Consider the following 14,944-nt stretch of genomic DNA (forward strand, 5'->3'; position numbering starts at 1 on the left):
GGCAAGTTGTTTCCTACACAAAAGTAGGGCACGACTTGCCCGCAGTGCTTTCCAGAGTGGCCTTTTTCCTACAGATACAAGCTGTTACTGTACGGAAACCTAAGCCCAATGCCTGGATCGGATCTCTGACTTGATGCGTCCCCTCCTCACGCTATTTATGAGCCTGGCCTTGAGCTCCCCCGCAAGCGCATCCCTGAGCGAAAGCCACGGTTATGCGCAGTTCGGCACACTCAAGTACCCGGCCACGTTCACCCACTTCGATTGGGTAAACCCTGACGCGCCTAAAGGCGGGACCTTGAAGGTCATGGCCTTCGGCACCTTTGACACCCTCAACCCCTATACCTTCAAAGGCACCAGCCCGGTATCGACGCCTAATTTTTTGCAATACGGGGTCAACGAGCTCAACGAAACCCTGATGGCCGGCACTGGCCAGTACGCGCCATCCGGCGATGAGCCAACATCCAGTTATGGCTTGATCGCACAATCAGTGGAATACAACGAAGACCGCAGCTGGGTCGTATTTAACCTACGACCAGAAGCCCGTTTTCACGATGGAAAGCCGATCACTGCCTACGACGTTGCGTTCTCTTACAACCTGTTGCTCAAAGAGGGCCATCCGCAGTACCGGACCAATCTCCAGGAAGTCCAGCGGGTCGACATCCTGGGGCCCAAACGCATTCGCTTTGTGTTCAAGCGCGCGAACAACCCCTTGCTGATTTTGCGTCTGGGCGAGTTGCCAGTCCTGCCCCAACACTACTGGGCAAAGCGCGATTTCAAAGCCACGACCTTTGAACCACCTCTGGGCAGCGGACCCTATCGCATCACCACAGTTACCCCCGGTCGGCAACTGGTCTTCGAGCATGTGAAAAACTGGTGGGGGGCCAACTTGCCGGTCAATCGCGGCAAATACAATTTCGACCGGGTTGAAGTGGAGTTCTACCGCGACAGCGACGTCGCTTTCGAAGCCTTCAAAGCCCGTGAATTCGACATCTATATCGAACACCAGGCCAAGAACTGGGCCAATGGCTATAACTTCCCCGCGGTCCGCCGGGGAGATGTAGTCAAGGCTGAAATCACTCACCAGATTCCGACTCAAACCCAGGGGCTGTTCATGAACAGCCGCCGCGCCAGCTTTGAGCAGGACAAAGTTCGTGAAGCCCTGGGGTTGATGTTCGACTTTGAATGGACCAATCGAACGCTGTTCAACGGTGCCTACAAGCGCGCGTCGAGTTTTTATCCCAACAGCGAGTTTTCGGCCAGTGGCATTCCCCAAGGGCATGAATGGCTGATGCTTTCGCCCTGGCGTAATCAACTGCCGCCCGAACTGTTCAGCCAGGCCTTTGCCCTGCCTCAAACCGACGGCCGCGGCATCCCCCGTGAAACCATGCGCCAGGCGCTGGGTTTACTGGCCGAAAGCGGCTGGAAGCTGTCCGGGCAACGCCTGCTCAACAGCGAAGGCAAGTCGCTGCGCTTCGAGATATTGCTGGTCAACCCCAACCTTGAGCGCATCCTGCAACCCTATGTGGAAAACCTCGCCAGCATCGGCATCGACGCCCGACTGCGCACGGTAGATCGCGCGCAATACAAACAACGGCTGGATCAGTTCGACTTCGACATGATCCTGATGACCCTCGACCAGACCCTTAGCCCAGGCCTTGAGCAGTGGCAGTACTTCCACTCCAGTCAGGTCAACGTCAAGGGCAGCAAAAACTATGCAGGCGTTGCCAGCCCGATAGTGGATCAATTGCTCGAACGCTTGCTGGCCGCCCAAAACCGTGACGAGCAATTGTCGGCCGGGCGAGCGCTTGACCGCGTACTGCTGTGGCAGCACTACATCATTCCTAACTGGTATCTGAACTATCACCGCCTGGCGTACCGCAACCGGTTCGCCTTTGTGACTACGCCGCCCTACACCCTGGGCCTTAGCGCGTGGTGGCTTAAGCCTACGGAGAAAAAACAATGATGCCTTTGCGTACGTTGCTCAACCCCATCGCTGGCTTACTGTTGACCGGCTTTGCCTGCGTGGCGCTGGCAGCCCCTCAACACGCGTTGACCCTCTATGACGAGCCGCCGAAATACCCGGCCAATTTCAAGCATGTCGATTACGTCAACCCGGACGCGCCCAAGGGCGGGACGTTTCGCAAATCCTCGCTTGGCAGCTTTGACAGCCTCAACCCTTTTATCAATAAAGGCGTTCCGGCCGACGATATAGATCTGACCTTCGATACCCTGGCCCGGCAGACCCTGGATGAACCCTTCACTTCCTACGGCCTGATCGCTGAGAAAATCGAAAAAGCCCCCGACAACAGCTGGGTGCGCTTTTACCTGCGACCCCAGGCAAAATTCAGTGATGGTCATCCGATTCGTGCCGAAGACGTTGTGTTCAGCTTCGATACCCTGATGAAAAACGGCTCACCGCTGTACAAGGGCTATTACAGCGATGTCGACCAGGCCATCGCGGAAAACCCGCTGCAGGTGAAATTCACCTTCAAGCACAACAAAAATCGCGAGCTGCCACTCATTCTTGGCCAACTCCCGGTTCTGCCCAAGCATTGGTGGGAAACACGAGAATTCGGCAAGGGCAATCTGGAAGTACCTCCCGGGAGCGGGCCTTACACCATCACCGAAATCAAGCCCGGGCGCTCAATCCGCTACGAACGCAACAAGGACTACTGGGGCAAGGACCTGCCGATCAACAAGGGCCTGTACAACTTCGACACCATTACCGTCGATTACTTTCGTGACAACAGCGTAGCGTTCGAAGCGCTCAAGGCCGGGCAATTTGATTACTGGCTGGAAATCAGCGCCAAGAACTGGGCCGGTGCCTACAACGCTCCCGCGTTCACCCAGGGCCGCTTGAAAAAAGAAGAAATCCGCAATCACAACCCGACAGGCATGCAGGGTTTTATCTTCAACCTGCGTAAGCCCATGTTCCAGGATGTTCGGGTGCGCGAAGCCATAAGCCTGCTGTTTGACTTCGAGTGGGCCAACAAGCAACTGTTCAGCGGCGCTTATGCACGCACCGGCAGTTATTTCGAAAACTCGGAAATGGCCGCCAAAGCACCGCCCACCGAAGAAGAACTGGCCATTCTGGAGCCTTTGCGCGGCAAGGTTCCTGACCAGGTGTTCACTGAAGTTTTCAAGCCCAATGTCACTGACGCCAGCGGCATGATTCGCGAGCAGCAACGCCGCGCGTATCAGCTGCTGCAAGAAGCAGGCTGGCGAATCGTCGACGACAAGATGGTCGATGCACAGGGCAAGCCGGTCACAATCGAATTTCTGCTGGCACAGACCGAATTCGAGCGCATTCTCCTGCCTTTCAAGCGCAACCTCAGCGACCTGGGTATCGACTTGCAGATCCGCCGGGTTGATACCTCCCAGTACCTGAACCGTCTGCGTTCGCGGGATTACGACATGATTGTGGGCAGCTTTCCCCAGTCCAGCTCACCTGGTAGCGAACAGCGCGAATACTGGGAATCGCTCAGTATCGATAAGCCCGGCAGCCGTAACTTCATAGGCCTCAAAGACCCGGCCATCGATCAACTGACCGAGGGCCTGATCAATGCCGAGTCCCGCCAGAGCCTGATCAACCATGCCCGGGCCCTGGATCGTGTCTTGCAATGGGGCTACTACGTCATCCCGAACTGGCACATCAAAACCTGGCGCGTTGCGTACTCAAGTCATATCGGCCACCCCGAAGTGACGCCAAAATATGACATTGGCACGGCAACCTGGTGGGCAAAACCTGACACCAAACCTGCAACTGCGACTAAACCTACAAGCGCGAGCCTGGAGCCTTAAATGCTGGCTTATATATTCAGGCGACTGCTGCTGATTATTCCGACGCTATTCGGAATCCTGCTGATTAACTTCGTCATCATCCAGGCCGCGCCCGGCGGCCCGGTTGAACAGATGATCGCCAAGCTGGAAGGTTTTGATGGCGCCACCAGCCGTATTGCGGGAGGTGGCTCGGAGGTGTCGGTGGCCGGCTCCAACTATCGTGGCGCCCAGGGGCTGGACCCGGAGCTGATCAAGGAAATCGAAAAGATGTACGGCTTCGACAAGTCGGCGCCGGAACGCTTGTGGATCATGATCAAGAACTACGCACAACTGGACTTCGGCGAGAGCTTTTTCCGAGACGCCAAGGTCATTGACCTGATCAAGGAGAAGATGCCTGTTTCAATCTCGCTGGGGTTATGGAGCACCCTGATCATGTATCTGGTGTCGATTCCGTTGGGGATCGCCAAGGCTACGCGACATGGAAGTCATTTCGACGTCTGGACCAGTTCATTGATCATTGTGGGCTATGCGATTCCCGCCTTTCTGTTTGCCATCCTGCTGATCGTGCTGTTTGCCGGGGGCAGCTACTTTGACTGGTTCCCGTTACGCGGCCTGACCTCCAACAACTTCGATGAGCTGAGCGTGGGCGCCAAGATCCTCGATTACTTCTGGCACCTGGCGTTGCCGGTCACCGCACTGGTGATTGGCAACTTTGCCACCATGACCTTACTGACCAAAAACAGCTTTCTCGATGAGATCAACAAGCAGTACGTGGTCACCGCCAAAGCCAAGGGTCTGACGAACCATCGAGTGCTCTATGGTCATGTGTTCCGCAATGCCATGCTGCTGGTGATCGCAGGTTTCCCGTCGGCGTTTATCGGGATTTTCTTTACCGGCGCCTTGCTGGTTGAAGTGATTTTCTCCCTGGATGGCCTGGGCCTGATGAGCTTCGAGGCGGCCATCAATCGCGATTACCCCGTGGTCTTCGGCACCCTGTTTATTTTCACGCTGGTCGGGCTGGTGGTGAAGCTGATCGGTGACCTCTCATACACCCTGGTTGATCCGCGTATCGACTTTGAAAGCAGGGAGCATTGAGATGAAATTATCGCCTCTGAATCGACGCCGCTTTGCGCGCTTCAAAGCCAATAAACGTGGCTGGTGGTCACTGTGGGTTTTTCTGGTGCTGTTCGGGCTCAGCCTGAACGCCGAATTGATCGCCAATGACAAACCACTGGTTATCCATTACGACGGGGAACTGTATTTCCCGGCGCTCAAGCGCTACCCGGAGACTGACTTTGGCGGTGAGTTCCCCCTCGAGGCCAATTACAAAAGCCCGTATATCCGTGAACTGCTGGCCAAGAAAGACGCCTGGGTGCTGTGGCCGCTCATCCCGTACAGCTATCAGAGCATTAACTACGACCTGAAAGTGCCCGCTCCAGCGCCGCCTTCAGCGGAAAACTGGCTAGGCACCGATGACCAGGGGCGCGATGTACTGGCCCGAGTGATTTACGGCTTTCGGATTTCAGTGCTGTTCGCTCTGACCCTGACCGTCTTGAGCTCAATCATTGGCGTGATCGCCGGAGCACTTCAGGGCTTTTATGGCGGCTGGGTTGACCTTGCCGGTCAGCGCTTTCTGGAAATATGGTCAGGCTTGCCCGTGCTGTACCTGCTGATCATTCTCGCAAGCTTTGTGCAGCCCAACTTCTGGTGGTTGCTGGGAATCATGCTCCTGTTCTCCTGGATGAGCCTGGTCGACGTAGTACGCGCCGAATTCCTCCGTGGGCGGAATCTGGAATATGTGCGCGCCGCACGCGCACTCGGCATGCAGGACATGGCCATCATGTACCGCCACATTCTGCCCAACGCCATGGTCTCCACCATGACGTTCATGCCGTTTATCCTGACCGGCGCCATTGGCACCCTCACCGCGCTGGACTTTTTGGGTTTCGGCCTGCCGCCAGGCGCTCCGTCACTCGGCGAACTGGTCGCTCAGGGCAAATCCAACCTGCAAGCACCCTGGCTGGGCATCAGTGCATTCGCGGTGCTGGCCATTATGCTCAGCCTGCTGGTGTTTATCGGCGAGTCCGCTCGCGATGCCTTCGACCCGAGGAAATGAGATGACACAAGACAATCTGATCGAAGTGCGCGATCTCTCCGTCGAGTTCATCGCCGGTGAAACACCGCAGCGTGTAGTGCAAGGCATCAACTTTGATATCAAGCGCGGGGAAACCCTGGCCCTGGTCGGCGAGAGCGGGTCCGGGAAGTCAGTGACCGCGCATTCGATCCTCAGGTTATTGCCCTACCCGCTCGCCCGTCACCCAAGCGGCAGCATTGCCTATGGCGGGCAGGACTTGCTGAGCCTGGACGAGAAAAAGCTGCGCCATATTCGTGGCAATCGCATTGCGATGATTTTTCAGGAGCCCATGACCTCACTGAACCCGCTGCACAGTATTGAAAAACAAATCAATGAGGTGCTGGGCATTCACAAAGGGCTTACCGGCAAGGCGGCCACACAGCGCACATTGGAGCTCCTGGATCTGGTTGGCATCCCTGAGCCTCACAAGCGCCTGAAGGCCCTCCCACACGAGCTCTCAGGCGGCCAGAGACAGCGTGTAATGATTGCAATGGCCCTGGCCAATGAGCCAGAGCTGTTGATTGCCGATGAACCCACCACGGCGCTGGACGTCACGGTACAGCTTAAAATTCTCGATTTGCTCAAGGATCTGCAAGCCCGCCTGGGCATGTCGCTGTTACTGATCAGTCACGATTTGAACCTTGTTCGACGAATTGCGCACCGAGTATGTGTCATGCAGCGCGGTTTAATCGTCGAACAAGCATCGTGCGAGCAGCTGTTCCGTTCGCCGCAACATCCTTACACCCGGGAACTGCTCAGTGCAGAACCCAGTGGAGGCCCGGCCAACACGGTTGCGGGCCCGCCATTGCTGCAAGTCGAGGACCTGAAAGTCTGGTTCCCGATCAAAAAAGGGCTGTTGCGCAAGACCGTCGATCACGTCAAAGCAGTGGACGGAATCAACTTCAGCCTGCCACAGGGCCAGACCCTGGGCATTGTGGGTGAAAGTGGATCGGGCAAGTCGACCCTGGGTCTGGCGATTTTGCGATTGATTGCCAGCAAGGGTTCGATCCGTTTTGAGGGCAAACGGCTAGACTGTTTGTCGCAGAAAGAAGTCCGGCCGCTGCGACGGGAAATGCAGGTGGTGTTCCAGGATCCGTTTGGCAGTCTCAGCCCGCGCATGAGCGTCAGCGAGATTGTCGGCGAAGGGTTGCGCATTCACCGCATGGGCACCTATGCAAAGCAGGAAATTGCAATTATTGAAGCCTTGCGAGAAGTAGGTCTGGATCCGGAAACCCGGCACCGTTACCCTCACGAGTTTTCAGGCGGACAACGGCAACGAATCGCCATTGCCCGCGCCCTGGTTTTGAAGCCGGAGTTGATTTTACTGGACGAACCAACCTCAGCGCTGGATCGGACAGTACAACGCCAGGTCGTGGAGCTGCTGCGATCACTTCAAACCAGGCACAACCTGACGTATTTGTTTATCAGCCATGACCTGGCTGTCGTCAAAGCGCTGAGCCACCAGTTGATGGTGGTCAAGCATGGCCAAGTGGTCGAACAGGGTGATGCGCAAAGTATCTTTGCCTCACCGCAACATCCATATACACAACAGCTGCTGGAAGCCGCCTTTTTGGCACCAGTGGCTGTCGATTAACCTGATAGAGGAACAACACATGGGTTTTCTCACCGGTAAGCGCGTACTGATCGTTGGTGTCGCTAGCAAATTGTCCATCGCTTCTGGCATTGCTGCCGCCATGCATCGTGAAGGCGCCGAACTGGCTTTCACTTATCAGAACGAAAAGCTGAAAGGTCGTGTTGAAGAATTCGCAGCTGGTTGGGGTTCAAACCCTGAACTGTGCTTCCCTTGCGACGTTGCCAGCGATGAAGAAATCGCCAAGGTCTTCGAAGACCTTAGCAAGAAGTGGGACGGTCTGGACTGCATCGTTCACTCCGTAGGTTTTGCTCCTGGCGACCAGCTGGATGGCGACTTCACTGACGCTACCACCCGTGAAGGCTTCCGCATCGCTCACGACATCAGCGCCTACAGCTTCGTGGCCCTGGCCAAAGCCGGTCGTCCGATGATGAAAGGCCGCAACGGCAGCCTGCTGACCCTGTCTTACCTGGGTGCAGAACGCACCATGCCTAACTACAACGTGATGGGCATGGCCAAGGCCAGCCTGGAAGCGGGCGTACGTTACCTGGCAGGCAGCCTGGGCCCTGAGGGCACTCGCGTTAACTGCGTATCGGCAGGCCCGATCCGCACCCTGGCAGCGTCGGGCATCAAGAACTTCCGCAAAATGCTGGCGGCCAACGAAGCGCAGACTCCTCTGCGTCGTAACGTCACCATCGACGAGGTCGGCAATGCCGGCGCCTTCCTGTGCTCCGACCTGGCGTCGGGCATCAGCGGTGAAATCATGTACGTAGACGGCGGCTTCAACACCACCGCTATGGGCAGCCTCGAAGAGTAAACCCTTAGCTGTAGCCGCCAATCAAAACGCCCGGTGCATTGAATGCACCGGGCGTTTTTTTGCACTGCGATTGCCTTTGGGAGCGGGCTTGCTCGCGATAGCATCAACACAGTCTGCCTGATACATCGCGCCGCCTGATCGCGAGCAACCCGCTCTCCCACTGAAAACAGGCAAAAAAATGGCCGCTCAATGAGCGGCCATTTTCAGTGAAGCGGGAGAACCCTTAGTAGCGCTCAACCTTGGCTTCGTTTTCCAACTGCTTGCGGTAGGCAGCAAAGTCCTGCTGGCCAACACGTGAAGCGAGGAAGCGACGGTACGAGGCCTTCTCTTCTTCCGTCGGCGCTACCGCGTCGTTGACGCCATTCAGGCGCAATACAACGACACTGCCATCAGCCAAGGTCACACTGCCAAATGTCGGCTTGTCCTTGGATACAGGCTTGGGCATGCGGAACACAGCTTGCAGCACGGCCGGATCAATACCTTCCTGACCACGGGCAACTGCTTCCTGGACCTTCCACGACTGACCATCAATTGGCTGATTCAACGGCAGTTTGCCATCGCGCAGTTCCTTGATGATTTCTTCAGCGCGGGTTTTGGCCGCTGCACTTGCGTGCTCTTTGACCAGTTGTGCCCGGATGCTCGAGGCAACAGCTTCCAGCGGCAACTGCTCTGGCTTGCGGTGCTCCTTGACGCGCAACACGACTACGGTCTCAGGATCGAGCTCGATAGCTGTGCTGTTAGCACCTTCATCCATCACTTCGGTGCTGAATGCGGCTTGAATCACAGCGCGGTTGGCTGCGATACCTTCACCACCCTCACGACCAAATGGCGCAGAGGTATGCACGGTCAGTTTCAGCTCTTGAGCAGGCTGAACCAGATCGGACGCTTCAAATGCAGAGTCTTCCAATTGCTTGGTTGCATCCACAAAGCGGCGTTCGACCTGCTGGGTTTTCAGGTCATGGGTCAGCTTGTCTTTCAGGCTGGCAAAGCTCGGCACTTCAGGTGCTTCGACGCCCAGCAACTTGATCAGGTGGTAACCGTAGGTGGTCCGCACCGGCTCCGAAACCTGGTCCTGCTTCAACGCATAGACTGCAGTTTCGAACACAGGATCGTAGACACCCTGCCCTGCAAAGCCCAAGTCACCACCATTGGCAGCCGAGCCCGGATCCTGGGAAAACTCTTTGGCCAGAGCCTCGAAGCTTTCACCTTTGGCCAGACGCTGCTGAATCTCGGCGATCTTGGCTTTGGCCTGCTCGTCGCTGACCTTGTCGTTGACTTCAATCAAGATATGCGCAGCCCGGCGTTGTTCAGCCAGGTTAGCGATTTCCTTTTGATACAAGGCTTGCAGTTCATCGTCTTTCACGGCCACCTGGTCAAAGAAAGAAGATTTCTTCAACTCGATATAGTCGATCACGACCTGATCAGGAGTCATGAACTCCTTGGCGTGCTCGTCGTAGTAAGCCTTGACTTCGTCATCGCTCAGCTTCACCGCAGCCGGGTCGGCCTTGATGTTCACAGAAGCGAAATCGCGGGTCTGCTTTTCGAGACGGGCAAAAGCATTGACCTGTTCATCGGTCACAAATCCACTGCCTGCCAAACCGGCACGCAACTGACCAATCAACATTTCCTGGCCCAGCATGTCGCGGAACTGAAGGCGGCCGTAACCCAGTTGACGAATCACCTGATCGAAACGCTCAGGGCTGAATTTGCCATCTTCCTGAAATTCAGGGGTTTGCAGAATGACTTGATCCAGAGCGGCCTCAGAGAACGAAAACTTCGCGTCTTTAGCGCCTTGCAGCAACAGCTTGCGATCAATCAACCCTTTGAGGGCCGCTTCACGCAGCATTTTTTCATCCAGCAACGAAGAGTCAAAATCCTTGCCCAGCTGCTGCAGCAACTGACGACGTTGCATGTCGACGGCCTGGCTCAGCTCAACTTGAGTGACTTCTTCACCGTTAACCTTGGCGGCATCCTGGCTGGTAGAGGTGGCTTGAAAAATGGCATCGAAACCGGTCAACGCCATTAACGCGACGATGACACCGATGATGGTCTTGGCAATCCAGCCTTGTGAATTGTCCCTGATATTTTGCAGCATGCTTCCCCCAGAAACGGTCTTGCATAATGAGCAACCGTGGAGCGTGGGTAGAGTCCGGATAGAAGAAAGGCGCATCCGAGGATGCGCCTTCTCGTAACTGGCGGAGCGGACCGGGCTCGAACCCGCGACCCCCGGCGTGACACGACGATGTAGCCACCGACTGCACTACCGCTCCGCTGCCAAGCCTGGCGTGCGCCTGACCCGGTTGGGTAAAAAGTGTTACAGAAACTTAGTTAACCGCTTCTTTCAGTGCTTTACCGGCTTTGAAGCCTGGTTTTTTAGCAGCAGGAATTTCCAGCGTTTTACCGGTCTGTGGGTTACGACCAATACGAGCAGGACGATCGGTTACAGAGAAAGTACCAAAACCAACCAGTACCACAGAGTCGCCAGCCTTAAGAGCGCCAGTGACGGATTCGATTACTGCGTCCAGCGCACGGCCAGCTGCAGCTTTCGGGATATCAGCAGATGCAGCGATAGCATCAATCAGTTCCGACTTGTTCACTCTAAGTCCCCTTATATCTATCTGAGTATGTTTCTAAAGTTTTTTGGTAAAAGCAAAACGACTGCTGAAGCACTTACGGACACTTATAGAGCCGCTTTATAACAAGGGCTCTAAAAAGCGTCAAGAAAGCCCATCAGGCGAATCCGTATTAATGCGTGCTAATTCTTTCCTTAGAGTCAGACTCTCGCTTCTCATCCTTGGCAACAATCTCGGGAGCCACATCCGGCAAGGGCTCCGGGGCGTATTGCAGCGCAATTTGCAGGACCTCGTCAATCCATTTAACGGGTTTGATCTGAAGATCCTGTTTGATGTTGTCAGGAATTTCCTTCAAATCACGAACGTTTTCTTCAGGGATAATTACAGTTTTGATGCCACCACGGTGTGCAGCAAGTAATTTTTCCTTCAGACCACCAATCGCGAGTACCTGACCACGAAGGGTAATTTCACCGGTCATGGCAACATCGGCGCGTACCGGAATCAGGGTCAATGCCGAGACCAGAGCAGTACACATCCCCACACCTGCACTAGGGCCATCCTTAGGCGTCGCGCCTTCCGGCATGTGAATGTGAATATCGCGTTTCTCGTGGAAATCCAACGGGATACCCAGGCTCTTGGCACGGCTTCGGACCACCGTCAACGCAGCGGTGATTGACTCTACCATCACGTCACCCAGCGAACCGGTCTTGATCAACTGGCCCTTTCCGGGCACTACGGCCGCTTCGATGGTCAGCAATTCGCCACCCACTTGAGTCCATGCCAGACCGGTCACTTGACCGATTTGATCCTGAACCTCGGCCAAGCCGTAGCTGAATTTTCTTACACCTAAAAAGTGCTCAAGCAGCTCTGGGGTGACGGTAACAGCAAAGCGTTTTTCCATCGCATGCTCTTTGACCGCCTTGCGGCAAATCTTCGCAATCTGGCGCTCAAGGCCACGTACACCGGCTTCGCGGGTGTAGTAACGGATGATGTCCCGGATTGCTTCGTTGTCAAATGCCAGCTCGCCCTTCTTCAAGCCATTGGCTTCGATTTGCTTTGGAGCCAGGTATTTGACAGCGATATTGATTTTTTCGTCTTCGGTGTAGCCAGGCAGACGAATGACTTCCATCCTGTCCAGCAACGCTGGCGGGATGTTCATCGAGTTGGAGGTGCACAGGAACATCACATCGGACAGGTCGTAGTCGACCTCGAGGTAATGGTCATTGAAATTGTGGTTCTGCTCGGGATCAAGTACTTCAAGCAATGCCGAAGCCGGATCGCCGCGCATGTCACTGCCCATCTTGTCGATTTCATCGAGAAGGAACAGCGGGTTGCGCACGCCAACCTTGGTCATCTTTTGAATCAATCTTCCTGGCATCGAGCCTATGTAAGTACGACGATGACCACGAATTTCTGCTTCATCTCGCACGCCACCCAAGGCCATACGTACGAATTTACGGTTTGTTGCGTGGGCAATGGACTCGGCGAGCGAGGTTTTACCAACGCCTGGAGGACCGACCAGGCACAGAACTGGGCCACGAATTTTCTTCACGCGCTTTTGCACGGCGAGATATTCGAGGATCCGCTCTTTGACTTCATCTAGACCGTAGTGGTCTGCGTCCAGAATGTCTTCAGCGCGCTTGAGATCCAGACGCACCTTACTCTGCGCCTTCCACGGCACCTGCACCAGCCAGTCGATGTAGGAGCGCACTACAGTGGCTTCTGCAGACATTGGCGACATTTGCTTGAGCTTGTTCAGCTCTGCCTGGGCCTTGGCCATTGCGTCTTTAGGCAAGCCCGCAGCGTCGATGCGTTTTTTCAGCTCTTCGATTTCGTTGTGACCTTCGTCACCATCGCCCAGCTCCTTCTGAATGGCCTTCATCTGCTCATTCAGGTAGTACTCGCGTTGGCTGCGCTCCATTTGCTTTTTGACACGGCCACGAATGCGTTTTTCCACTTGCAGCAGGTCAATCTCGGCATCCAGCAGTGCCAGAACGTGCTCAACCCGGGCCTGCAAGTCGATGATTTCGAGGATTTCCTGCTTCTGCTCGATTTTCAGCGCCATGTGCGCGGCCATCGTATCGACCAGGCGGCTTGGCTCATCAATGCTGTTAAGCGAAGACAGAACCTCGGCCGGGACTTTTTTGCCCAGCTGCACGTATTGCTCGAACTGCGAAAGCAGACTGCGAACGAAGACCTCGGATTCACGATCCGGGGCAGCCACTTCGTCAATCAAGGAGACTTCGGCACTCAGATAACCATCTGCCTGGCCAAAACGCTCAACTGCACCGCGCTGCTCACCCTCGACCAGCACTTTGACCGTACCGTCCGGGAGCTTGAGCAGTTGCAGGACAGTTGCAATGGTGCCGACGCGATAGAGCGCATCTTCGCCCGGATCGTCGTCAGCCGGATTCTTTTGAGCCAACAGCAGAATCTGCTTGTCGCCCGTCATCGCAGCCTCAAGGGCCTCGATCGACTTCTCGCGTCCCACGAACAGTGGGATCACCATGTGCGGATATACAACAACATCACGCAACGGCAGGAGAGGCAATTCGATGGTTGTCTTCATGATTTCGCCTCTACGGCGGCCAAAAGGCCGTAATCAGATGGATGTAAGCTTGAAGCCAAGATGGGGGCAGTCTTGAAAAAAAACAAGCGTTGAACGACAGGAAAAACAAAGGGGCCCGAAGGCCCCTTCTTTAACACGCAATGTGTAATGCCCGGCATTACGTTTACGCGTCAGGTGCAACCTTGGCAGTCGCTTCGTTGTTTTCATAGATCAACAACGGCTTGGACTTGCCTTCTATAACGCTTTCGTCGATCACAACTTTACTCACCTCGGATTGCGAGGGGATTTCGTACATTGTGTCGAGCAGCACGCCTTCAAGAATCGAACGCAGGCCACGAGCGCCAGTTTTACGCTCCAGAGCACGCTTGGCTACGGCCTTCAATGCGTCAGCACGGAACTCGAGATCAACACCTTCCATCTCGAACAGCTTCGCGTACTGCTTGGTCAACGCATTTTTAGGCTCGGTCAAAATCTGCATCAAAGCAGTTTCGTCCAGCTCATCAAGCGTTGCCAGAACAGGCAGACGACCCACGAACTCCGGGATCAGACCAAACTTGACCAAATCATCAGGTTCGACTTCACGCAGGGATTCGCCAACCTTCTTGCCCTCTTCCTTGCTGCGCACTTCAGCACTGAAGCCGATGCCGCCGCGAGTCGAGCGGGCCTGCACAACCTTCTCCAGGCCCGAGAACGCACCGCCACAGATAAACAGGATGTTGCGGGTATCAACCTGCAAGAACTCCTGCTGTGGGTGCTTGCGACCACCTTGGGGTGGAACGGAAGCCACGGTGCCCTCGATAAGCTTGAGCAAAGCCTGCTGCACACCTTCACCGGAAACATCACGGGTAATCGAAGGGTTGTCAGATTTGCGCGAAATCTTGTCGATTTCATCGATGTAGACAATACCCATCTGGGCTTTCTCTACGTCGTAATCGCATTTCTGCAGCAGCTTCTGAATGATGTTCTCAACGTCTTCACCCACGTAACCAGCTTCAGTCAGCGTGGTCGCGTCAGCAATAGTGAAAGGCACATTCAGCAGACGAGCCAAGGTTTCTGCCAGCAAGGTCTTACCCGAGCCGGTTGGGCCGATCAGCAAAATATTGCTCTTGCCGAGTTCAACGTCGTCGTTCTTTTTGTCACGCTGGTTAAGGCGCTTGTAGTGGTTGTACACCGCTACAGCCAAAACCTTTTTGGCACGTTCCTGACCAATGACGTATTGATCAAGGATGCCGCTGATTTCTTTTGGCGAAGGTAATTTATGCGCGCTGCTCTCGGCCTGGGCTTCCTGCACCTCCTCACGGATGATGTCATTGCACAGGTCAACGCATTCGTCGCAGATAAAGACCGAGGGGCCGGCAATCAATTTGCGCACTTCATGCTGGCTTTTGCCACAGAAGGAGCAATAGAGCAATTTGCCGTTGTCCTCGCCGTTGCGGGTGTCAGTCATTCGATCGATCCAAATCCGATAGGCTTGCAACAC

General features: G+C 55.2%; 10 protein-coding genes. 6 read left to right on the forward strand and 4 right to left on the reverse strand.

Going from position 1 to position 14,944, the window contains the following annotated elements; genetic code table 11:
* Nucleotides 1-133 precede the first annotated feature (133 nt).
* The 6 genes from V6P94_RS20675 to fabI are packed head-to-tail and all read left to right on the forward strand — an operon-like array spanning nucleotide 134 to nucleotide 8,322.
* Nucleotides 134-1,963 carry an extracellular solute-binding protein gene (locus tag V6P94_RS20675; RefSeq protein ID WP_338649462.1) on the forward strand — a complete coding sequence of 610 codons (1,830 nt, stop codon included), beginning with the start codon at nucleotides 134-136 and terminating at the stop codon, nucleotides 1,961-1,963.
* The gene (locus V6P94_RS20680; RefSeq protein WP_133077949.1) at nucleotides 1,960-3,801 is read left to right on the forward strand and encodes an extracellular solute-binding protein; all 1,842 of its coding nucleotides are present in this window, start codon (nucleotides 1,960-1,962) and stop codon (nucleotides 3,799-3,801) included. The genes V6P94_RS20675 and V6P94_RS20680 overlap by 4 nt, the downstream gene beginning before the upstream one ends.
* A complete protein-coding gene (locus V6P94_RS20685) occupies nucleotides 3,802-4,875 on the forward strand; it encodes a microcin C ABC transporter permease YejB (RefSeq protein ID WP_133077950.1) in 1,074 nt (357 codons plus the stop codon).
* 1 nt (nucleotide 4,876) lies between these two features.
* Complete coding sequence (locus tag V6P94_RS20690) at nucleotides 4,877-5,896, forward strand: ABC transporter permease (RefSeq protein ID WP_338648593.1); 1,020 nt, start codon at nucleotides 4,877-4,879, stop codon at nucleotides 5,894-5,896.
* A 1-nt stretch (nucleotide 5,897) separates the two neighbouring features.
* Complete coding sequence (locus V6P94_RS20695) at nucleotides 5,898-7,508, forward strand: ABC transporter ATP-binding protein (RefSeq protein WP_338648595.1); 1,611 nt, start codon at nucleotides 5,898-5,900, stop codon at nucleotides 7,506-7,508.
* Between the two features lie 19 nt (nucleotides 7,509-7,527).
* The gene (fabI, locus tag V6P94_RS20700) at nucleotides 7,528-8,322 is read left to right on the forward strand and encodes an enoyl-ACP reductase FabI (RefSeq protein ID WP_016782317.1); all 795 of its coding nucleotides are present in this window, start codon (nucleotides 7,528-7,530) and stop codon (nucleotides 8,320-8,322) included.
* Nucleotides 8,323-8,545: 223 nt separating this feature from the next.
* Here fabI and V6P94_RS20705 read toward each other — a convergent pair whose 3' ends face one another.
* The 4 genes from V6P94_RS20705 to clpX form a co-directional block, all read right to left on the reverse strand.
* A complete protein-coding gene (locus V6P94_RS20705; RefSeq protein ID WP_133077953.1) occupies nucleotides 8,546-10,417 on the reverse strand; it encodes a SurA N-terminal domain-containing protein in 1,872 nt (623 codons plus the stop codon).
* Between the two features lie 229 nt (nucleotides 10,418-10,646).
* The gene (locus tag V6P94_RS20710) at nucleotides 10,647-10,919 is read right to left on the reverse strand and encodes an HU family DNA-binding protein (protein WP_016782315.1); all 273 of its coding nucleotides are present in this window, start codon (nucleotides 10,917-10,919) and stop codon (nucleotides 10,647-10,649) included.
* A 148-nt stretch (nucleotides 10,920-11,067) separates the two neighbouring features.
* Nucleotides 11,068-13,464, reverse strand: coding sequence for an endopeptidase La (gene lon / locus V6P94_RS20715; RefSeq protein ID WP_133077954.1), 2,397 nt, complete (start codon nucleotides 13,462-13,464; stop codon nucleotides 11,068-11,070).
* 163 nt (nucleotides 13,465-13,627) lie between these two features.
* Nucleotides 13,628-14,911 carry an ATP-dependent Clp protease ATP-binding subunit ClpX gene (gene clpX / locus V6P94_RS20720; RefSeq protein ID WP_046809721.1) on the reverse strand — a complete coding sequence of 428 codons (1,284 nt, stop codon included), beginning with the start codon at nucleotides 14,909-14,911 and terminating at the stop codon, nucleotides 13,628-13,630.
* Nucleotides 14,912-14,944: the final 33 nt, after the last annotated feature.

It is taken from the genome of Pseudomonas sp. ML2-2023-3 (assembly GCF_037055275.1).
Taxonomy (GTDB): domain Bacteria; phylum Pseudomonadota; class Gammaproteobacteria; order Pseudomonadales; family Pseudomonadaceae; genus Aquipseudomonas.